Origin of the sequence: Streptomyces sp. NPDC007901 (genome assembly GCF_042959465.1) — a bacterium.
Lineage (GTDB): Bacteria > Actinomycetota > Actinomycetes > Streptomycetales > Streptomycetaceae > Streptomyces.
Genome location: NZ_JBIBKW010000004.1, coordinates 180,052 through 199,766, shown reverse-complemented (window position 1 = coordinate 199,766; position 19,715 = coordinate 180,052). Strand labels below are relative to the sequence as shown.

At 70.7% G+C, this 19,715-nt stretch carries 20 protein-coding genes and 7 tRNA genes; 18 read left to right on the top strand and 9 right to left on the bottom strand.

The genetic code is table 11. The annotated features are described in order from the left end of the window. Positions 1 to 406: 406 nt before the first annotated feature. Positions 407 to 1,333 (top strand): phosphotransferase, encoded by a 927-nt coding sequence (locus tag ACFZDK_RS15575; protein WP_390972794.1) that lies wholly within the window; start codon positions 407 to 409, stop codon positions 1,331 to 1,333. Positions 1,334 to 1,488: 155 nt separating this feature from the next. Continuing rightward, positions 1,489 to 1,776 (top strand): zf-TFIIB domain-containing protein, encoded by a 288-nt coding sequence (locus tag ACFZDK_RS15570; protein WP_390972792.1) that lies wholly within the window; start codon positions 1,489 to 1,491, stop codon positions 1,774 to 1,776. Between the two features lie 132 nt (positions 1,777 to 1,908). Here the strand turns inward: ACFZDK_RS15570 and ACFZDK_RS15565 are convergent. The 5 genes from ACFZDK_RS15565 to ACFZDK_RS15545 form a co-directional block, all read right to left on the bottom strand. After that, positions 1,909 to 1,980, bottom strand: a tRNA-Val gene (locus tag ACFZDK_RS15565). 34 nt (positions 1,981 to 2,014) lie between these two features. Further along, positions 2,015 to 2,086: transfer RNA gene (locus ACFZDK_RS15560), tRNA-Val, on the bottom strand. A 35-nt stretch (positions 2,087 to 2,121) separates the two neighbouring features. Then, positions 2,122 to 2,193: transfer RNA gene (locus ACFZDK_RS15555), tRNA-Val, on the bottom strand. 1 nt (position 2,194) lies between these two features. Next, positions 2,195 to 2,268 (bottom strand) — tRNA-Cys (locus ACFZDK_RS15550). A 38-nt stretch (positions 2,269 to 2,306) separates the two neighbouring features. Then, positions 2,307 to 2,379: transfer RNA gene (locus ACFZDK_RS15545), tRNA-Gly, on the bottom strand. Positions 2,380 to 2,557: 178 nt separating this feature from the next. On the opposite strand from ACFZDK_RS15545, the gene ACFZDK_RS15540 reads away from it, so the two are divergent. The 3 genes from ACFZDK_RS15540 to ACFZDK_RS15530 are packed head-to-tail and all read left to right on the top strand — an operon-like array spanning position 2,558 to position 5,299. Beyond that, positions 2,558 to 3,601 carry a chorismate-binding protein gene (locus tag ACFZDK_RS15540; protein WP_390972791.1) on the top strand — a complete coding sequence of 348 codons (1,044 nt, stop codon included), beginning with the start codon at positions 2,558 to 2,560 and terminating at the stop codon, positions 3,599 to 3,601. After that, positions 3,598 to 4,419, top strand: a complete 822-nt coding sequence (locus tag ACFZDK_RS15535) for an aminotransferase class IV (RefSeq protein ID WP_390972789.1) — start codon at positions 3,598 to 3,600, stop codon at positions 4,417 to 4,419. Before ACFZDK_RS15540 ends, ACFZDK_RS15535 begins: the two co-directional genes overlap by 4 nt. A gap of 55 nt (positions 4,420 to 4,474) precedes the next feature. After that, complete coding sequence (locus tag ACFZDK_RS15530) at positions 4,475 to 5,299, top strand: GNAT family N-acetyltransferase (RefSeq protein WP_390972787.1); 825 nt, start codon at positions 4,475 to 4,477, stop codon at positions 5,297 to 5,299. 159 nt (positions 5,300 to 5,458) lie between these two features. On the opposite strand, the gene ACFZDK_RS15525 is transcribed toward ACFZDK_RS15530, so the two are convergent. Beyond that, entirely contained in the window at positions 5,459 to 5,986 is a 528-nt protein-coding gene (locus ACFZDK_RS15525; RefSeq protein ID WP_390972785.1) for a DsbA family protein, read from the bottom strand. 245 nt (positions 5,987 to 6,231) lie between these two features. Between ACFZDK_RS15525 and ACFZDK_RS15520 the strand changes: the two genes are divergently transcribed. Together ACFZDK_RS15520 and ACFZDK_RS15515 are read left to right on the top strand one after the other, a co-directional pair. Continuing rightward, positions 6,232 to 6,678 carry a hypothetical protein gene (locus tag ACFZDK_RS15520; protein WP_390972784.1) on the top strand — a complete coding sequence of 149 codons (447 nt, stop codon included), beginning with the start codon at positions 6,232 to 6,234 and terminating at the stop codon, positions 6,676 to 6,678. Positions 6,679 to 6,843: 165 nt separating this feature from the next. Further along, a complete protein-coding gene (locus tag ACFZDK_RS15515; protein WP_167450005.1) occupies positions 6,844 to 6,996 on the top strand; it encodes a hypothetical protein in 153 nt (50 codons plus the stop codon). A gap of 56 nt (positions 6,997 to 7,052) precedes the next feature. On the opposite strand, the gene ACFZDK_RS15510 is transcribed toward ACFZDK_RS15515, so the two are convergent. Further along, the gene (locus ACFZDK_RS15510) at positions 7,053 to 7,613 is read right to left on the bottom strand and encodes a CGNR zinc finger domain-containing protein (protein ID WP_390972782.1); all 561 of its coding nucleotides are present in this window, start codon (positions 7,611 to 7,613) and stop codon (positions 7,053 to 7,055) included. A 269-nt stretch (positions 7,614 to 7,882) separates the two neighbouring features. Then, entirely contained in the window at positions 7,883 to 8,296 is a 414-nt protein-coding gene (locus ACFZDK_RS15505; protein ID WP_004002642.1) for an SsgA family sporulation/cell division regulator, read from the bottom strand. Positions 8,297 to 8,487: 191 nt separating this feature from the next. Between ACFZDK_RS15505 and ACFZDK_RS15500 the strand changes: the two genes are divergently transcribed. The 9 genes from ACFZDK_RS15500 to ACFZDK_RS15460 all read left to right on the top strand — a co-directional run bounded on the left by ACFZDK_RS15500 (position 8,488) and on the right by ACFZDK_RS15460 (position 16,953). Then, positions 8,488 to 8,952, top strand: a complete 465-nt coding sequence (locus ACFZDK_RS15500) for a TIGR02611 family protein (protein WP_390972781.1) — start codon at positions 8,488 to 8,490, stop codon at positions 8,950 to 8,952. A gap of 75 nt (positions 8,953 to 9,027) precedes the next feature. Further along, a tRNA-Val gene (locus tag ACFZDK_RS15495) sits at positions 9,028 to 9,099 on the top strand. Between the two features lie 611 nt (positions 9,100 to 9,710). Then, positions 9,711 to 10,997, top strand: coding sequence for an extracellular solute-binding protein (locus ACFZDK_RS15490; RefSeq protein WP_390972779.1), 1,287 nt, complete (start codon positions 9,711 to 9,713; stop codon positions 10,995 to 10,997). Between the two features lie 8 nt (positions 10,998 to 11,005). Next, entirely contained in the window at positions 11,006 to 11,974 is a 969-nt protein-coding gene (locus ACFZDK_RS15485; RefSeq protein WP_390972777.1) for an ABC transporter permease subunit, read from the top strand. Then, positions 11,971 to 12,843, top strand: coding sequence for an ABC transporter permease subunit (locus tag ACFZDK_RS15480; protein ID WP_390972775.1), 873 nt, complete (start codon positions 11,971 to 11,973; stop codon positions 12,841 to 12,843). The genes ACFZDK_RS15485 and ACFZDK_RS15480 overlap by 4 nt, the downstream gene beginning before the upstream one ends. Before the next feature lie 4 nt (positions 12,844 to 12,847). Next, the gene (locus ACFZDK_RS15475) at positions 12,848 to 13,435 is read left to right on the top strand and encodes a hypothetical protein (RefSeq protein WP_390972773.1); all 588 of its coding nucleotides are present in this window, start codon (positions 12,848 to 12,850) and stop codon (positions 13,433 to 13,435) included. Positions 13,436 to 13,532: 97 nt separating this feature from the next. Then, the gene (locus tag ACFZDK_RS15470) at positions 13,533 to 16,271 is read left to right on the top strand and encodes a Tat pathway signal sequence domain protein (RefSeq protein ID WP_390972771.1); all 2,739 of its coding nucleotides are present in this window, start codon (positions 13,533 to 13,535) and stop codon (positions 16,269 to 16,271) included. A 121-nt stretch (positions 16,272 to 16,392) separates the two neighbouring features. After that, positions 16,393 to 16,839: an SRPBCC family protein gene (locus ACFZDK_RS15465; protein ID WP_390972769.1), complete on the top strand. Its 447-nt coding sequence runs from the start codon at positions 16,393 to 16,395 to the stop codon at positions 16,837 to 16,839. Positions 16,840 to 16,878: 39 nt separating this feature from the next. Next, positions 16,879 to 16,953 (top strand) — tRNA-Val (locus ACFZDK_RS15460). A gap of 49 nt (positions 16,954 to 17,002) precedes the next feature. On the opposite strand, the gene ACFZDK_RS15455 is transcribed toward ACFZDK_RS15460, so the two are convergent. Continuing rightward, on the bottom strand, positions 17,003 to 17,728 hold the full coding sequence (locus tag ACFZDK_RS15455) for a 3'-5' exonuclease (RefSeq protein ID WP_355711030.1): 726 nt from the start codon (positions 17,726 to 17,728) through the stop codon (positions 17,003 to 17,005). A gap of 168 nt (positions 17,729 to 17,896) precedes the next feature. Here ACFZDK_RS15455 and ACFZDK_RS15450 point away from each other — a divergent pair, with 168 nt between their 5' ends. Both ACFZDK_RS15450 and ACFZDK_RS15445 read left to right on the top strand, forming a co-directional pair. Beyond that, on the top strand, positions 17,897 to 18,463 hold the full coding sequence (locus ACFZDK_RS15450) for a DUF4365 domain-containing protein (protein WP_355711031.1): 567 nt from the start codon (positions 17,897 to 17,899) through the stop codon (positions 18,461 to 18,463). Continuing rightward, the gene (locus ACFZDK_RS15445; RefSeq protein WP_390972766.1) at positions 18,460 to 19,695 is read left to right on the top strand and encodes a hypothetical protein; all 1,236 of its coding nucleotides are present in this window, start codon (positions 18,460 to 18,462) and stop codon (positions 19,693 to 19,695) included. Before ACFZDK_RS15450 ends, ACFZDK_RS15445 begins: the two co-directional genes overlap by 4 nt. Positions 19,696 to 19,715 lie beyond the last annotated feature (20 nt).

Below are 19,715 nucleotides of genomic sequence, written 5' to 3'. Positions count from 1 at the left end.
GGACATCCACCCATGAAACCCCGTGGGGACGGGGGTGCGGCGGACGGCACAAATGCCGGCGCAGCTGGGGAGCTGCGCCGGCATTGCTTTTTGCGTGCGCGGGGCGGTGTGAACGAGGGCCGCGTGGATGTTCGGCCGCGGGCGGGTGGGGGCTGGTCGCGCAGTTCCTCCCCCAGCCTTCGGCCGGGGGGAACCCCCAGCGCCCCTGAAGGGGCGCTCCACAGCCGTCTCTCCTGTCCAGCCGCGGGCAGTCGTGCCTCCCCCAGTGCCTTAAGGGCCTGGGAGGTGCCCCCAGGGCGGCACCCTGCCGGCGCCGGTAAGCGCCCCCCGCCCCAGCCCCCACCCCGGTCCACGACACCCACGTACGCTCACCTCACCACCGCAGCGAACCGCACCCCGAGGCCCCGTGACGACCGCAGACGTACTCCCCCAACTGACCGCCAAGATCAGAGCCGCCGCCCACCCCGGCCCGGCGACCCCCTGTGCCTGCGGCACCACCACCCTCGCCCACCGCCCCGACACCACGGTCCTGCGCCACGCGGAAACCGTCGCCAAGGCCCACGCCCCCGGCACCGACCCCGCCGCCCTCGCTCTCCGCCTCGCCACCGCCTCCCTCCTCCCCGGCGTCTTCCTCGCCCCGCTCGCGCCCACCCCGGCCACCCTGGCCGGCGCCCGCCCGGTCACCCTCTGGCCGTACGGCGCCCCGGTCGACCCGGAGGGCGACCCGGCCGAGGCCCCCTGGGAAGCCGCCGCCACCCTCCTCGCCCGTCTCCACCGCACAACGCCCACTCCCGGCACACCCCCCATGCGCGGCCCCGCCAAGGCCGCCCACGCGATGGCCCGCCTGCGCGAGACGCTGGCCGCCTCACCCCCGCACCCCGCGGCCCCGCCCGTCCTGCGCGCCTGGTCCGCCCTGCCCGACTGGGCCCGTGCCGAGGCTCCGATGCCCGGCACCCCCGCCCTGTGCCACGGCGATCTGCACCTCGGCCAGCTGGTCCGGCACCCGGCGCCCGACGGACCCTGGCGGCTCATCGACGTCGACGACCTCGGCGTCGGCGTCCCCGCCTGGGACCTCGCGCGTCCCGCTTCCTGGTACGCCTGCGGCCTGCTCCCGCCCGAGGACTGGATCCGCTTCCTCGCCGCCTACCGCGCGGCCGGCGGCCCGGCCGTACCGGGGGACGGCGACCCCTGGCCCGCCCTGGACGTCCCGGCCCGTGCCCTCACCGTCCAGACGTCCGCCCGCTATCTCGCGAAGGCGATCGCGGCGGACCGCCCGCTGGACGAGGTCGAGCAGTCCCTGATCGATGCTTGTGCCCGGATGGCCCCGGAATGACCCACGGTGATCCCGTACCACTCCGCCGAATGACCTTGATCCCCGCCCGGTTGACCCTCGAATTCCCGAAGTAGGGTGCAACCGACCGGGCGCGGACGGAGTCTGTCCTGGGAGAACCGCGAAGAAGTTTTGACCGGCGAGGAGTTGAGCCGACCATGCAGTGTCCGAAGTGTCATGCGCCGATGCACACCTACAACCGCAGTGGCGTCCAGATCGAGCAGTGCAGCGGCTGCCGGGGCATCTTCCTCGACTACGGCGAGCTGGAGGCGCTGACCCAGATGGAGGCCCAGTGGGCGCAGCCCGTCCCGCCGGCCCCGCAGGCCTACCCGGCGCCGCCCGCGCCGGCCTGGGGCGCCCCGCACCACGGCGGCCACCACGGCGGTCATGGTCACCACGGCGGGCACCACAACAAGAGCTGGGCGCACATGCTCTTCTCCAGCTGAGTCCGGTCTGAGCCCGGTGCGCCCGGCAGGCCCGTCGCGAGCGGGCGGGCGCACCGGTCCGCCCGCCCACCCGCCGCCACGGCGCACGAAGAAGCCCCGGCCGTTCGAGACGGCCGGGGCTTCTTCATCGTGTGGACGATACTGGGATTGAACCAGTGACCTCTTCCGTGTCAGGGAAGCGCTCTCCCGCTGAGCTAATCGTCCTCGGGACCATGATCCGAAGATCACGGGCACTGCGTGCGCGATACTGGGATTGAACCAGTGACCTCTTCCGTGTCAGGGAAGCGCTCTCCCGCTGAGCTAATCGCGCGGGGTCGGATGCTCGATCGTCAGACCAAGATCCAGTGGACGATACTGGGATTGAACCAGTGACCTCTTCCGTGTCAGGGAAGCGCTCTCCCGCTGAGCTAATCGTCCTTGGAGGTGGAGACGGGATTTGAACCCGTGTAGACGGCTTTGCAGGCCGTTGCCTCGCCTCTCGGCCACTCCACCAGGAGTGTAGGGGATCGGGAAGACCCCTGTTTCCTTCGAGCGGACGACGAGGCTCGAACTCGCGACCTCAACCTTGGCAAGGTTGCGCTCTACCAACTGAGCTACGTCCGCCTGTCGTTTCGGTCCGCTCTCGCGTCCCGGCGACGTGTTGAACTCTAGCGGATTCCCCGGCCAGCACAAAAACGCGTTTACGCAGCGTGCTGCGCCGGACCCGGCCGACTACGTGGCCGGGACCCCCTCGGCGACATGCCCGGGCCACCCCCAGGACACCCGCCATAGACTCGACGACGTGCTCCGTCTCCCTCCCCTCGCCCGGTTCGGCGACCAGGTCGCCACCGGTCTCCTCGACGTCACCGACGATCCCGCGGCCCTCGACTCCACCGGGTTCTGGGCCGTGTGCGCGGACTTCGAGGGCCGGCTGACCTGTGCCCGCTTCGCCGACGTACGGCAGGAGCCGGTGCCCGCGCCGGTGGCGGGGGAGTGGCGGGGCCCGGCGGCCGGTGACTGGGCATCGTCCCTGGACCGTGCCGCGTACCAGGCGGCCGTGGCCCGGATCCGGGCGCACATCGCGGCCGGCGAGGTCTACCAGGCCAACCTCTGCCGGGTGCTGTCCGCGCCGGTCGCCCCGGACGCGGACGTGGACGCCCTGACCGCACTGCTGGCCCGCGGCAACCCGGCGCCGTATGCCGGAACGATTCGCCTGCCCGGACACGGCGTGGAGATAGCGACCGCCTCACCCGAACTCTTCCTGCGCCGGACGGGACGGACCGTCGAGAGCGGACCCATCAAGGGCACCGGCCGCACCGAGGCGGACCTCCTGGAGAAGGACTACGCCGAGAACGTGATGATCGTGGACCTGGTCCGCAACGACATCGGGCGGGTCTGCGCCACCGGCACGGTGACCGTCCCCGACCTGTGCGCCGTGGAGAAGCACCCGGGGCTCGTCCATCTGGTCTCCACGGTCCGCGGCGAGCTCCGCGCGGACGCCGGCTGGCTCGAGCTGCTCGCCGCCGCGTTCCCGCCCGGCTCGGTCACCGGCGCGCCGAAGTCCAGCGCGCTGCGGATCATCGAGGCCCTGGAGACCGCGCCGCGCGGCCCGTACTGCGGCGGTATCGGCTGGGTCGACGCGGACCGGGGTGTCGGCGAGCTGGCCGTGGGGATCCGTACCTTCTGGATCGACCGGGACGAGGGCATGCTCCGGTTCGGCACCGGCGCCGGGATCACCTGGGGTTCCCACCCGGAGGGTGAATGGCGGGAGACCGAACTGAAGGCCGCCCGGCTGCTCGCGGTAGCGTCGGGTACGTACGACGTGAACGAAGGGGGCCTCGGGTGAGGATCTGGCTGGACGGCGAGCTGCAGGACGCCGAGTCCGCGCGTGTCTCCGTCTTCGACCACGGGCTGACCGTGGGGGACGGCATCTTCGAGACGGTGAAGGCGACGGACGGCAAGCCGTTCGCGCTCACCCGCCATCTCGACCGGCTGACCCGCTCGGCGCGGGGCCTCGGCCTGCCCGACCCCGACCACGACGAGGTGCGCCGGGCCTGCGCGGCGGTCCTCGCCGCCAACCCGATGCCGCTGGGCCGGCTGCGCATCACCTACACCGGCGGCCACGGGCCCCTCGGCTCCGACCGCGGCGACCGCGGGCCCACCCTGGTGGTCGCCCTCGGCGAGACCAGCCGCCGTGCCGACTCCACCGCCGTGATCACGGTCCCCTGGACCCGCAACGAGCGGGGCGCCCTCACCGGCCTGAAGACCACCTCGTACGCCGAGAACGTCGTCGCCCTGGCCCGCGCGAACCGACACGGCGCCTCCGAGGCCCTGTTCGCCAACACGGTCGGGCAGCTCTGCGAAGGCACCGGCTCCAACGTCTTCGTCGTACTCGACGGTGAGATCCACACCCCGCCGGTCGCCTCCGGATGCCTGGCCGGCATCACCCGCGCCCTGGCCGTCGAGTGGACCGGCGCCAAGGAGACCGATCTGCCGCTGGACGTCCTGGAGCGGGCCGACGAGATCTTCCTCACCTCCACCCTGCGCGACATCCAGGCCGTGCACCGCGTCGACGACCGTGAACTCCCCGGTACCCCGGGCCCGGTGACCGCCAAGGCGATGCGCATCTTCGACGAGCGGTCGGGCGAGGACCTGGAGCCGTAGGGGCTGCCGTGAAAATGGGCTGCTGCGCGGCCCCTCCACGGGTAGAACACCCCTGATGACCACGACCCTGCGGCCGACCGAGCCGCTCCAGCGCGACGCCGACGGGGCGCCCTCCCGCCGTTTCCAGGTATGTGTGAACAGCCGGCCCGTCGGCACCCTCCACCTCGGCACCTCGCCGAACCTCGGTGCCCGGGTGGCCCGCATCGTCGACCTGCGGGTCGAGGAGCCCGACCGCCGCCGGGGCCGGGGCACGGTGGCCGCGCTCGCCGCCGAGGAGGTGGCGCGCGGCTGGGGCTGCCGGCAGATCGAGGCGTACGTGCCCGCCGCCGCGGAGCCTGCCCTGCGTCTCGTGCAGGCGCTCGGCTACGTCCTGCGCAACCGCGGCATGGAGAAGCAGCTCGGCGAGACCCCGCACGCGCTGCCGGCGGGCAGCCGGGGCCGGGACATGACCCAGGCCGAGTTCGAGGCATGGCTCGCCTACGAGTCCGAGCACTACGCGCGCATGTGGATTGGATACGGCGTGCCCGAGGCCGAGGCCTACGAGAACTCCCGGATCGGCCACGAGAAGCTGCTGCCCCGGGGGCACGCCACCGAGGGCATGCGGTTCAGCGTCCTCGAACACGAGGGAACCCGCGTCGGCGTCCTGTGGGTGGCCTTCCGGGAGAACGGCGCGTGGGTGTACGACGTCGAGGCCGACGCCGCCCACCGTGGCCATGGGCACGGCCGCACCCTCATGCTGCTCGCCGAGAACCAGGTGATCGCCTCCGGCGGGAGCGTCCTCGGTCTCAACGTCTTCGCGGGCAACACCCCGGCCGAGCGGCTCTACGACTCGCTGGGGTACGTCACCACGTCGCACTCCTTCTACAAGGACCTGATCTGACCACCAGGACGTGAGCCGGCCGCGAGGAACTGAGCCGGCTGCGCGGGCTTGAGCCGGGTACGAGGGCGTGCGCCGGGTACGAGGGCGTGGGCCGGGTACGAGGGCTTGCGCCGGCTACGAAGACCTGAACCGGCAACGAGGCCTGATCCCGGGCTCCGGTCAGTCCTGCCCGGCCAGCAGCCGGTCCGCGATCTCCTCGACGCGCTCCCGCAGGCCCTGCTGGCTCTTGCCGCCGTCGAGGCGCTCGCCGCCGATGACATAGGTCGGGGTGCCGGTCACGCCGATGGCCTTGCCCTCGGCCTGGTCGGCGTCGACGATCAGGATGTGCCGGCCGTCGATCAGCGCGGTGTCGAACTCCTCGGCGTCCAGGCCGAGTTCACGGGAGACCTCGACCAGGAACGGCTCGCCCCGGCGGTCCAGCTCCTCGACCCGGCCGAGGACCGCCTCGACGTACTCCCAGCCCTTCCCCTGCTCCAGCGCCTCCTCGGCGGCCTGCGCGGCGGCGAACGCGTGCTTGTGCTTCTCCAGCGGGAAGTGGCGCAGCCGCAGCTCCAGCCGGTCGCCGTACCGGGCCCGCAGGGCACGGACGTCGTCCAGGGCGCTGCGGCAGTCGGGGCACTGGAGTTCGCACCAGACGTCCAGGACGGGGGCGCCGGCGGTGCCGGGGGCGGGGGAGGAGTCGTTCATGAACGCCAGTCTTCCAGGCCGGGCTCCGGCCACCCAATCGAGACGGTGGGCGGCGGCCGACGGCCGATGGGGCGGGGGCTCGTACCTGGGGTGGAGACGACCCGGAGAGGACCCCGAGATCGCCCTGATTGTCGGGCCTGGGCATGGATCGCACGGGCCGGGCGGTGCACGATGGAAGGGGCGAAGCACCACGCGTGCCGCGCCCGAGGCTCCGCATGCCCGACCCAGCCCGCCAGGAGGACCGGATGATCGCCGAGACAGTCTGTTCCGCCGTGTCCGCGGCCGGCCTGGGCATCGCCGTGGTCACCGCGTACCGCAAGCGGTATCTGGCGGCCGCCCGTATCGCCGCCTACTCGCTCGTGCCCGTCGGCCTGGTCATGACCGGAGTCGTCGGCTGGCTCGCCGACACCGCGTTCAGCCCCACCGCCTGGGCGGGCTTCGGTGTGCTCGGCGTGGCCTGGGCCCTGTTCTCCACGACCCGTGCCGTGGAGCGCCGGCGCGGTGGCACCCGTGCCGAGCGCAAGGCGGCCGCCCGGGGTGCGCAGCGTGACGCCGTCGCCCCCACCGCCTCGGCCCCCTCGCTGAGCCCTGCCACCCGTCCGGCGGCCAAGCCCGCGGCGGCGCCCCGCGGGGGCACCTCGGGTGACGACTTCAGCGACATCGAGGCCATCCTCAAGAAGCACGGCATATGACATTCACATAAGGCATTGAAACGACACAGTGCGCCCGCGGCACGCACGTAACCGTTCAGCGGGCGAGCGGAAGCGAAACGGACATCGCGGAATTCGGCGAACTACCGCCCATTGCGGGCGTGTTGATCGCGCGGCGGGCGCCTTCTAGGTCATCATCGCCGCGAGATGCTGGACACGAAACAGAGCGAGGCCGCGCCGCCGAAGGACGAGCCGCGCGGGTGCCTCTTCGCCCTTTCCCAGCCACCGCTGATGATCTTCCTTGCGGTGATCGGGTGTCTGCTCCTCATGGCTGCGCTGCACGACCTGCTGTGGCTGTGAGCCGTACCCGCCCGTCCCGGCGCCATCCGCCGGGGCAGGCGTCGGCATCCCGCCGATCAGCCCGCCGCCTCCTTGCGGCGCGCCCGGTACGCGGCGACATGCAGGCGGTTTCCGCAGGTCCGGCTGTCGCAGTAGCGGCGCGAACGGTTGCGGGAGAGATCGACGAAGGCGCGCCGGCAGTCCGGGGCCTCGCAGCGCCGCAGCCGCTCCTGCTCCCCGGCGACGACGAAGAACGCGAGTGCCATCCCGCAGTCGGCGGCGAGGTGGTCGGCCACCGAGGCGCCGGGCGCGAAGTAGTGCACATGCCAGTCGTAGCCGTCGTGGTCCGTGAGCTGGGGGGTGGTGCCGGCGGCCGCGACCAGCTCGTTGATCATCCCGGCCGCGGTCCGGGCGTCCGGGGCGGCGAAGATCCCCGCGAACCGTCCGCGGATCTTGCGCACCGCCGACAGATCGAACTCCGACAGCACACCGACATCGCTCATGTCGTGGCTTCGTACGAAATCCTGGAGGGCCGGGACATCGGGCAGCCCGTCCACCGCCGTGTCGTCCTCCGGCGCGGTGTTCACCAGATCCACCACAGCGTCGAGGGAACACCGGGTGTCGTGGGTGATCAGCACGTTTCGCTCCCTGGCCTGGGGGTCGGGCGGGCGCCCGCCGATGGTGGCCGATGGTAGCGACATACGGCGGCCCCGCGCCGTGCCCTGCCCCACTGATGGCTGTCCCGTAGAACGGCCAGGGCCCCGCGGAGGTTCCCGGGGCACATGGACACACCGGCGCCGCCCCGTGACCGAACACGGTGGCGGCGCCGGTGCTGCCGTATGCGGTTGTCTAGGCCCGAGCCGTCTCCCCGAGTGGACGGCGCCGGGCGGCTTTCAGGGGCGGCGGCCTAGCTCTCCGCCAGAATGTGCGACAGCTCCTGATCGAGATCGAAGTGCCGGTGTTCTGTGCCGGGCGGCACGGCGGCGTCTGTTCGCTTCAGGAAGGACTCCAGGGCCCGCGCCGGGGCCTCGAGCAGAGCTTCCCCCTCCGGGGAGCTCAGGGCGATGCACACGACGCCCTGACCGTGGCTGCGGGACGGCCAGACGCGGACGTCGCCGGTGCCGGTGGGGCGGTGCAGCCCCTCGGCGAGGAGGTCGCGGGCGAACACCCACTCGACGGTCTCCTCGGCTCCGGTGTGGAAGGTGGCGTGCACGGCGTAGGGGTCGGCCGTGTCGTACCGCAGGCCTGCGGGGACAGGCAGGGAGGACTCGCTCGACACAACGAGGCGCAGGTGCAGCTCGCAGCTGACCGTGGTGTTCATAAGCGCCAGGGCCTTTCGCTCAGTGTGCGCTCGGGGATTCGCACGTCGGCGAAATCGACATGCCACCTACGGTGCCGTTGTAAACCCCTCTGAGTGTTTTGCGTGTGTTTACGTAACTCTTCCGGCCGAGAAGCTGAGCATGATCTACGACCATTCCGGTGACCGGAATCGCTCAGGTAGGGTTTGGTCGTATGAATACGGGGAGTAACGAACCGGGCGAGGTCGCCGTGGCCTCGGACGGGAGCGAGGTGGACGGGACGACGACGGACGGGGCACGCGACGAGCGGGGGCTCGGTTCCAGGGCGCCCGGCTTCATCAAGGCGCGCCGGGTGCTGCACCTGAGCTGGCAGGTCGGGGTCTTCGCGGTCGGCCTGGCGGTCGTGGCCGTGGGCATCGTCCTGCTGCCGCTGCCCGGACCGGGCTGGGTGGTCATCTTCGGCGGCATGGCGATCTGGGCGACCGAGTTCGTCTGGGCGCAGCTGGTGCTCCGCTGGACGAAACGCAAGGTCACGGAGGCGGCCCAGAAGGCCCTCGACCCCAAGGTGCGCCGCCGCAACATCACGCTGACGACGATCGGCCTGGTGGTCGTGGCCGGCCTGGTCGGGGTCTACCTGTCCAAGTTCGGCGTCGTGATGCCGTGGAAGATCGAGGAGTGACCCGGCCGTCGGTCGCGGGCCCCGGCGACCGGTCGGGAGCACCCCCTGACATGGGGTAATGTTCTTCCTGCGTCCGGGCGATTAGCTCAGTGGAAGAGCGCTTCGTTCACACCGAAGAGGTCACTGGTTCGAACCCAGTATCGCCCACCCGGAACTGCGGCCCACCTGCGAGACAGCGGGTGGGCCGCAGTCGTTTCCGGGACCTTGGGGGAGGGGGCGCGGACACGGTCCGTGGTCGAGGGGTGGCTGCCGTCGGGGTTCGGCGAGCGGGGCGGGGTGTACCGGCTGTAGTGGTCGGAGGTGTCCGTCTCTCGTCCGTTCCGGAGTCGCCGAGATCGTCGGCGCCGGCCCGCACCGGGCTGACGGATCTTCGTCGTGACGAGCTGACGGATCTTCGCCGCGGTCGTGGATCCGTGCGGTCTGCCGGAACCCCCTCGGCCGCCTCGCGTCGGATCTTTCCCGCACCCTGCCGTCGGCCCACCCCGGCGTGAACCGCTCGACGAAGCCAAGCCGTAACCCCGGCTCCGGCCCGGCCGCCTGACGTTCGGTCACCCGACCGTGCTGCCCTCACCTGCGACGTCACGGGCCTCCCGGTCGCCGCGCCGATGCGGCGCCGCACCGCTCCGCCGCCCCCGCCCGCAAGAAAATCCTGTCCGAATCATTGACGCCTCACCGGGCCCTCCGTAACTTGTGCCAGCAAGCGCTTACTTGAAACGATTCATGCAGGCGGCGGCGACGCTGCGGGGAGGGGCCCGACTGTGGGAACCAGCAGGAATGTGGAGCGGCGGACCATCCTGAAGGCGGCCGGTGTCTCGGCGGCCGCGCTCGGCCTGGGAGCGACGACCGCGTGCGGTGGCGGCAGCGGCTCCGGGGATGGCACGGTGACGATCCGTTACTCGTGGTGGGGTGCCGACGAACGCGCCAAGAAGATCAACCAGACCATCGCGCTCTTCGAGAAGAAGTACCCGAAGATCAAGGTGAAGACGGACTTCCAGGACTACCAATCGTTCTGGGAGAAGTTCCAGACGCAGGCCGCCGGCGGAAATCCCCCGGACGTTTTCCAGAATGCCGTCGGATTTCTTCGGAAATACGACAAGAGAGGAATTCTGCTCGACCTCAACTCCCAGGTAAAGGCAGGCAACCTGAGCCTGGATCACTTCCGGGCGGGCGTCACCAAGGTCGGCGAGGTCGACGGCAAGCAACTCGGTGTCCCGGTCGGTTCGAACACCATGGCGCTGGTCATCGACAAGAAGGTGTTCGAGAAGGCGGGCGTGGACCCGCAGATCGGCTGGACCTGGGACGAGTACTTCAAGGCCCTGAAGACCATCCACGACAAGACGAAGATCGCGGGTGACACGGGCTACTTCTCCATCATGTACCTGTACGACCTGTACCTCCGCCAGAACGGCAAGGCCTTCTTCACCAAGGAGGGACTCGGTTTCGACCAGGCCGACCTGACGGAGTGGTGGCAGGACGGCTACGGCAGGGTCAAGGCGGGCATCGTCACCGACCCGAAGATCGTCGCCCAGGACCAGCCCAAGTCCTCCCTCTCCGCCGGCCACGCGGCCTCCGAGTTCACCTGGGACAACTTCACGGTCCGCTACTCGGCGGAGGGCACCAGCACCTACGGCCTCGGCCCGATCCCCACCACCGACGGCACGCACACCGGCCAGTACCTCGCCTCCCTGATGCTGAGCGCCTCCGCCCGCACCGCGCACCCGAAGGAGGTCGCCCAGTTCATCGACTTCATGGTCCACGACCCCGAGGTCGGCACGATCATGGGCTACGACCGGGGCATCCTGGCCAGCACCGAGCAGTACGCGGCGTTCAAGCCGACCGACACGGTCAGCAAGGAGATCGCCCAGTACGAGGACGACACCGCCAAGGCCGGTGTCCTCGGCACGATCACCCCGCACCCCTCCGGCGCCGACACCATCGAAGCCGCATTCCTGCGCATCGGCGGCGACATGTCGCAGGGCAAGACCAAGGTCTCCGATGCGGTGAAGCAGTTCTTCTCCGAGTCCGAGGCCGCCTTCCAGGCCTGACCAGTCCGATGGGAACCGCCGTGACGCTCGTCAAGGACACCGCTCCCGCCGCCCGCCGGGCACACCCCGCCGCCCCCGCCACCGCGCGGCGGCGGGGCCGCCGGGAGAACCTCGCCGGCTACCTCTTCATGTCCCCGTGGATCGCGGGCTTCCTCCTGCTGACCGCGGGTCCCATGGTGGCCTCGCTGTACTTCGCCTTCACCGACTACAACCTCTTCAACACGCCGAAGTGGGTCGGCCTCGACAACTTCACCCGGATGTTCGACGACCCGCGGTGGCAGAAGTCGGTCGAGGTCACCGCGAAGTACGTGATCATCGGCACCCCGATCAAGCTGCTGCTCGCCCTCGGCGTCGCCCTGCTGCTCGCCCAGAACCGCCGGGGCCAGGCCTTCTACCGGGCCGCCTTCTACGCGCCGTCGCTGATCGGCGCGAGTGTCTCGGTCGGGTTCGTCTGGCGGTCGCTCTTCTCCGACGGCGCCGTCGTGGACCGTACGCAGTCCTTCCTCGGCTTCCATGTCGGCGGCTGGGTCGGCAACCCCGACTGGATCCTCTACTGCCTGGTCGCCCTGACGGCGTGGCAGTTCGGCGCCCCCATGGTCATCTTCCTCGCCGGACTCAAGCAGGTCCCCAAGGAGCTGTACGAGGCCGCCGAGATGGACGGGGCCGGGCCGCTGCGGAAGTTCTGGAACATCACCCTGCCGATGATCTCCCCGGTGCTCTTCTTCAACGTGCTCCTGGAGACCATCCACTCCTTCCAGATCTTCGGCTCGGCGTACGTCGTCTCCAACACCCAGTGCGGCCCGGCCGACGCCACGCTCGTCTACACCTGTTACCTCTACCAGCAGGGCTTCAAGAACGCGCAGATGGGCTTCGCCTCCGCGATGGCGTGGATGCTGCTGCTCGCGGTGGCCCTGGTGACGGCCGTCCTCTTCTGGTCCCAGAAGAAGTGGGTGCACTACGAGGAGGACGCCCGATGAGCGCGACCACCACCAAACCGTCCCTGCTGAGCCGCCGTCGGAGCGGTTCCCTGGGCTGGCATCTCGGCGCCCTGCTGATCCTCGCCGTCATCCTCTACCCGGTCGTCTGGGTCGTCGGGGCGTCCTTCAAGCCCAGCAAGAACATCATCAACAGCCTCACGCTGTTCCCGTCCCACCCGATCCTGGACAACTTCAAGGGGCTCGCCGACGGCATCGCGGACGTCTCGATCTGGACCTTCTTCCAGAACTCGCTGTTCTACGCCGTCGGCGCCGTCGTCGGCGTGCTCGTCTCCTGCTCGCTCACCGCCTACGCCTTCGCCCGCATCCGGTTCGCCGGCCGCAACCTGCTCTTCTCCCTGATGATCGGCACGCTGCTGCTGCCGTATCACGTGCTGCTGATCCCGCAGTACGTGATGTTCCAGAAGCTGGGCTGGATCAACACCTACGTCCCGCTGCTGATCGGCAAGTACCTCGCCACCGAGGCCTTCTTCGTCTTCCTGATGGTGCAGTTCATGCGGAACCTGCCCCGGGAGCTCGACGAGGCCGCCCGGCTCGACGGCTGCGGGCACTTCCGTATCTACTGGTCGATCGTGCTGCCGCTGTGCCGGCCCGCCCTCATCACCAGCGCGATCTTCACCTTCATCAACGCCTGGAACGACTTCATGGGCCCGCTGATCTACCTCAACGAGCCCGGCAAGTACACGGTCTCCCTTGGCCTGATGATGTTCCGCGACTCCGACGGCGTGGCCGCCAACTACGGCGGGATGATCGCCATGTCCCTGGTCGCGCTGCTGCCCGTGCTGCTGTTCTTCCTCGCCTTCCAGCGCTATCTGATCGACGGAATGGCGACCTCCGGACTGAAGGGCTGAAGCCATGGCCGACGACGCGCGAGTGAAGCCGACGCCCCTCTCGGACCGGTTCGGCGTCTTCGCCGAGTGTCTGCTCACCGGGGTGTGGATCGCCGTCGCCTCCCTGGGGGTCGTCACCTACCCGGCCGCCTTCGCCGCCGGTGCCCGGCATCTGCGCCGCCGCACCGGCCAGGTGGGCGGTGGCTGGCGGGAGTTCGTGAGCGACTTCCGGGCCGCGCTGCCCGGCGGCGCGCTCGTCGGGCTCGCCGGCTGGGGCGCGGTCGCGGTCGCCTGGGTGGACATCCAGGCGGTGCGCGCCGGGCTGCCCGGCGGGCCGCTCATGGGGGCCGTCGGCCTGTTCGCGGTGATCGGCCTCGCGGTCGCGGGGTTGCGCGCGGCGGCCGTCTGGGCGCCCGGCGACCGCTGGCGCACCCTGCTCGCGGCGGCCGGCCGCCGTACCGTCCTCGACCCCGGCGGATCGTTCCTGCTCGTCGGGGGAGCGGTCCTCGTGATCTGTTCCGCCCTGCTCGTCGCGCCGCTGGCGGTACCCGTGCTCGGTGCCGTCGCGGCGGCGGCCGTCGCCGTGGAGGAGCGCCACCGGCGCCGCCACTGACCGGCCCCGCACCAGGGGCGGCGCCCGGCCGGCGCCGCGCCTCGCTCTGTCATGCCCCTGACCACACCCGCATGTGCACGGAAAGGAAAGGCGGACTATGTCTCCCATCCCTCGCAGGTCCCTCCTCAAGGCGGCCGCGGTCGCCGGCGCCGCCGCCCAGTTCAGCTGGGCGCTGGGGGCGAAGGGCGCGCAGGCCGCGCCGAGAACCGAGGCCGCCGACGCGGACCCGGTGACCCTGGACTGGCTGGAGGACGGCGGTCTCGGCGCCGCGCCCGGCTCGACCGTCGGCGTGCCCTGGCCGATGGGCGCGTTCCAGGAGGACCAGACCTTCGCGCTGACGGACGCGGACGGCAAGGACGTGCCCGTCCAGTCCTGGCCGATCGCCTACTGGCCTGACGGCTCCCTCAAGTGGACGGCCCACGCGGTGAGTTCGGGGAGCGGAAAGCTCACGCTCGCGGCGGGCGACGCGGTGGTACCGGACAAGAAGGTCACCGTCGACAAGAGTGGCGGCACCATCGACGTGTCGACCGGCGTGATCGCCGTGAAGATCGGCAAGAACGGCTCCACGATCATCAAGTCCGTCACCCGGGGCTCCACGGAGATCGCCAGGAACGGGCGGCTGGTCCTCATCCGGCAGCCCGAGGTCGAGGACGAGGACCAGGGCACCGTCAAGACCGAGCGCTTCGACGGCGCCATCGACTCCGTCACCGTCGAAGGGGACGGCCCGGTCCGCGCGGTCGTCCGCATCGACGGCAAGCACCGCAAGGGAAGCCGCAGTTGGCTGCCGTTCTCGATCCGCCTCTACTTCTACGCGGGTGCCGACTCCTTCCGCATGGTCCACACGATCACCTACGACGGCACCCAGGAGCCGGGCAAGGCCAGCGGCGACTTCATCCGCGGTCTCGGCGTCCGCTTCAGCGTGCCGATGCGCGACGAGGCCTACGACCGGCACATCCGGATCGGCGGTGAGGGAACCGGCCTGCTGCGGGAGGCCGTCCAGGGCATCACCGGACTGCGCCGCGACCCGGGCGCGGCCGTGCAGGCGGCCCAGTACGCGGGCCAGAAGCTGCCCGACCCGGCCACCTGGGACCAGCGCGTCACCACCCGCCTCCAGTACATCCCGCACTGGGGCGACTACACCCTCTCCCAGCTCTCCGCCGACGGCTTCACCCTGCGCAAGCGCACCAGGAAGGGGTACGGCTGGATCGCGGCCGGCGGCGGCAGGCGGGCCTCCGGATTCGGGTACGTCGGCGGGGCGAGCGGCGGATTCTCCTTCGGGCTCAGGGACTTCTGGGAGAAGTTCCCGGCCCAGCTCGACATCCGCGACGCCCACACCGACGCGGCCGAGGTCACCCTCTGGCTCTGGTCGCCCGAGGCCCAGCCGATGGACCTGCGCTTCTACCACGACGGCATGGGCCAGGACACCTACGCCGAGCAGCTCGAAGGCCTCAACATCACCTACGAGGACTACGAGCCGGAGTTCGGCACCCCCTACGGCATCGCCCGTACCTCGGAACTGCTGTTCTGGGCCAACGAGACGACACCGACACCGGAGGCGCTCGCCGACCAGGTCGACGCGGTCCGGGTGCTCCCGCAACTCGCCGCCCCGCCCAAGCAGTTGATCAAGGCCAAGGTCTTCGGCCCGGGCCTGTTCTCCGAGCCCGACCGCACCACCGCCGCCAAGGCGAAGATCGAGGACCACCTGGACTTCCTCTTCACCTACTACAAGGACCAGGTGGAGCAACGCCGTTGGTACGGCTTCTGGGACTACGGCGACTTCATGCACACCTACGACACCGTGCGTCACCAGTGGCGGTACGACGTCGGCGGCTACGCCTGGGACAACTCCGAGCTCTCGCCGGACCTGTGGCTCTGGTACGCGTACCTGAGAAGCGGCCGCTCGGACATCTTCCGGTTCGCCGAGGCGCTCACCCGGCACACCGGCGAGGTCGACGTCTACCACATCGGCCAGTGGGCGGGCCTCGGCACCCGGCACGGCGTGCAGCACTTCGCGGACAGCGCCAAACAGCAGCGCATCTCCAACACCACCTACCGGCGCTTCTACTACTTCCTCACCGCCGACGAACGCGTCGGCGACCTCATGGCCGCCAACGTCGACTCCGACGAGACCTTCCTCGTCCTCGACCCCCTGCGCAAGGTCCGCACCGACCCCTACACCCCCGACCGGCACGCCCTGTCCATCGGCTTCGGCACCGACTGGAGCGGCCTGGTGTCGGCCTGGCTCACCGAGTGGGAACGCAAGGGCCCCAAGTGGGAGAAGGCCAAGGCACGCGTCCTGTCCACCATGGAGGGCATCGCCGCCCAGCCCAACGGCTTCGTCCAGGGCAGTGGCCTCTACGACCTCGACACCGGCAAGTTCGCCACCGCGGCCACCCCGGTCGTCTCGGTCTCCCACCTCTCCGCGGTCTTCGGCCTCAACGAACTCTGCGCGGAACTCATCCACCTGGTCGACATGCCGAAGTTCAACGAGGTCTACTTCGACTACTGCCGCTACTTCAACGCCACCAAGGCCGAACAGGCGGCACGCTACGGCTCCAACTTCGGCACCCTGCTGCTCTTCCAGGGCCACTCGCGGCTCGACGCCTACGCCGCCGTACAGACCGGCGACGAGACGCTGGCCAAGCGCGCGTGGACGAAGTTCTACAGCTCCGACGGGTACCTGGAGTCCTCGCCGTGGAAGACCGAGCCGCTCTCCGGGCCGGTCACCCTCGTCGCGGGCAGCGAGGCGAGCTGGGTGTCCTCCAACGACACCGCGCTCTACGGGCTCGCCGCCATCGAGAACCTGGCGCTGCTCGGCGACAGGATGCCCTCGTAGCAGGTGAGAGGGCGAGCGCCGTCGCACGGGCGGCGGCGCTCGTACGGTGAGTGTGGTCCAGGTCACTCCATAGGGGCATGAGTACGCGTACTCAGATCGCCTGCCCGGGCAGACTCCGCCCATGGACTGGACCCACTACCGTTTTCTCAGCCTGTGGCAGCTGCCCTACGGGGTCGCGGCCGTCTACCGGGCACTCGAACGCGTCGAGGACTATCCGGACTGGTGGCCCCAGGTGCGTTCGGTGAGCCGTCTGAACGACACCACGGGCGTCATCACCATCCGCTCGGTCCTGCCGTACGACATGACCTTCACCGCGCGCGAGACGCGGCGCGATCCCGAGGCCGGCCTGCTGGAGATCGCCATGACCGGGGACATCGAGGGCTGGGCCCGCTGGACGGTCGCCGCCGACGGCACCGGCACGCTCGCCCGCTACGACCAGGTCGTCGACGTCAACAAGCCGCTGCTGCGGCGACTGGCCGTGCCCGGACGGCCGTTCTTCCGCGCCAACCACCGGCTGATGATGGGGGCCGGGCGGCGCGGACTGCTCGGGCACCTGGAAGCGGTTTGAACGAAACGCGCCGGTCCCTGTATTGTTCACTGCGTTCCCGGGCGATTAGCTCAGTGGAAGAGCGCTTCGTTCACACCGAAGAGGTCACTGGTTCGAACCCAGTATCGCCCACCACCGGGAAGGCCGGTCTGCCTGCGCAGACCGGCCTTTTTCGCGTCGCCGGTCACGCCGCCGTCGGCAGGTCCGGCCTGAGCGGCCAGTCCTGGTTCACCGTCTCCGGTGTGCCGCTGCGCGTGAACCACGCCTGGAGGCCACGCGCCTGCGCCGCGTGCCACGTCGTCTGCAGGGTGTGCAGCTCGGCGGGGGAGAGACGCTCCAGGCGGGTCGCGAAACGGCGGCCCAGGGCCCGTACGACCTCCAGTGACGCGAGCGCGTCGGCGCCCGCGTCGTGCGCGCCCTCGAGGGTGACCTCGTAGTGCGCGCACAGGTCGGTCAGGGTGCGGCGGCCCTTGCGGTAGCGGTCCAGATGCTTGTCCAGGACCCGGGGGTCGAGGACGAGCAGCGGGCTCGCCTCGAACCAGCGGTCCAGCGAGGACGCCCGATGGCGGCGCAACTCGCGGTCCAGCAGGGTCAGATCGAACGGCGCGTTCATCACCACCAGCGGGCGGTGCATCGCCGCGTGCTCGGCCAGTTCCTCGGCTATCTCATGCATCACCGGCGCCGGCCAACGGCCGTTGCGCTGCAGGTGTTCCTCCGTGAGCCCGTGCACCGCCGTCGCTGCTTCCGGCACCGGCACGCCCGGGTTCACCAGCCAGCGGGTCACCCTCGGCCGGGTGCCCGGGGCGTCCTGGACGACGACGGCGGCCGACACGATGCGGTCGGTCTCGACGTCAACGCCCGTGGTCTCCGTGTCGAAAGCGGCCAGGGGCCCCTCGTACCAGCACGTCATGCCTACACAACTCCTCGTTCACCCACGGCAGGTGACGTTCCGTCTTCTGCCTGTTTGGTGATACCCGGGCCGTTTGCGGCGTACGCCGGAAGGACACAACAGGAGTGCGGGTCTTTGCAGTTCAGCGGCCCGCCACGGGAAACTCTTTGGCTGGGAAGGCTGTTGGTCATGGCGATAGCGCAGCCCGAGCGGGGCGGGCTGCTGCCCGAACGCACGGGCCCCCATCGCGGCACACTCGCGACCACCGCCTGCATGGAGACACTGCAGGTGGGCTATCTGCATGCCGTCGCGGCGGCGGCCGGCTGCTCGCTGTCGCAGCCGTTTCCGGACAACGGCATCGACTGGCACGTCAGCCACGGCTCGCCCGGGCACACCGTCGACGACGAGGTGACCATAAAGGTGCAGCTCAAGTGCACGTACCAGATCGCGCCCAACCCGCCGGGGCGTTTCTTCTCCTTCACGCTGGACAACGACCACCTGCGCAAGCTCGCCCGCACACCGGTGTCGGTGCACAAGATCCTGGTGGTGATGCTGGTGCCGCGCTCCCAGGACGACTGGCTGCGCGCCAGCCACGACCGGCTCGATCTGCGCCACTGCTGCTACTGGGTCAACCTGGCAGGGCAGCCGATCACCGGCCGGCACCGGACCACCGTGCGGATCCCGACTTCGCGCATCTTCGACGACCGGGCGCTCTGCGAGATCATGACGCGGGTCGGGACGGGAGGCAGGCCATGAGGCACCGTCCGTACGAGGAGCAGCTGCGGGAGGTCCGCCCGCATCCCGACGATCTCCACGGGCCCCACTGGAACCATCCCCCCGAGCCCGCCGAGGTCGACCCCGTCGTGCTCGGCGCCCTGCTGCGCCGGCACGGCTGGCAGCGGCGCGGGGGAGCGCCGGGCCGGTACGGCCGCTGGACCCCACCCGGGCCGGGCAACACCGGCACCAGCCTGCTGGTACCCGAGAGCCGCGCCTTCCCGGACAGCGACGACCTGCTCGGGGAGGCGCTCACCGCTCTCGTGCGCAGCGGCACGCCCGCCGCCCGGGAGGTGCTGGTCGGACTCGCCGTGCCCAGCGACGAGATCCGCTGGTGGCGTGACGTGCCGAGCGGACCCGCCGACGCCGCGTCCTGGACGGCCGAGGAGCAGTTGCGCACCGCCGCCCGGCAGACCCTCCTCGCCGGCGCGCTCGCCACCCGCGCGCGTGCCGGCTACTACGGCGCCCGGCACAAGCGTGCCGCCGCCGCGCTGCTGGACTCCGTCCTCGTCGGCTCGGCGGAGGGCGGGCGCGGCCTGACCGCCTTCGTGCCCGTGGGCAACGGCCGGCCGCTCGCCGTACGCCTCCACCAGGCGCTGTACGCGGCCCGCGAGGCCATCGACTACCAGCGGGCCACCGGCGGCATGGACGCCTTCGACGGGGCCGTCGAGGCCGGCGTCAGCCGCGAACTGACCGACGCCCTCGTCACGCTCGTACGCGGCACCGAAGGCGCCCGTGTCTCCGTCGAGTGGGCGCCCGGCGCCGGGGTTCCCGACGACTGCGCGTCGACCGCCGAGCCCGTCGAGTTCTCGCCCGGCGACCTGCCCGTGCTGCGCGAGGCGAGCGCCCGCTATCTGCGCGACGAACCCTCGGTGGCCGTCCGCGTCACCGGCACCGTGGTCCGGATGCGCCGCTCCGAACCGCGCGGCGAGGGAGCCGTGCGGCTGCGGGTGCTGGCCGGGGCCGACGTGCCCTACGTCCGGGTCATCCTCGACGAGGAGGACTACCGGATCGCCGGACAGGCGCACATCGTCGGACTCCCGGTGCGGGTGCACGGGCGGCTGGAGAGCCGCGGCGGCTTCCGGCGGCTGTCCGGCGCCTCCGGGGTCGTACCGGTGCAGGTGGAGGAGGCGGAGCGGGACCGGCTGATGAAGTCGCTCCAGGAGAACCTCGACTTCTTCGAGGAGGCGTGCAGCGGCGACGACTGCGACTGAGGGCCGACTGTCGGTAACCG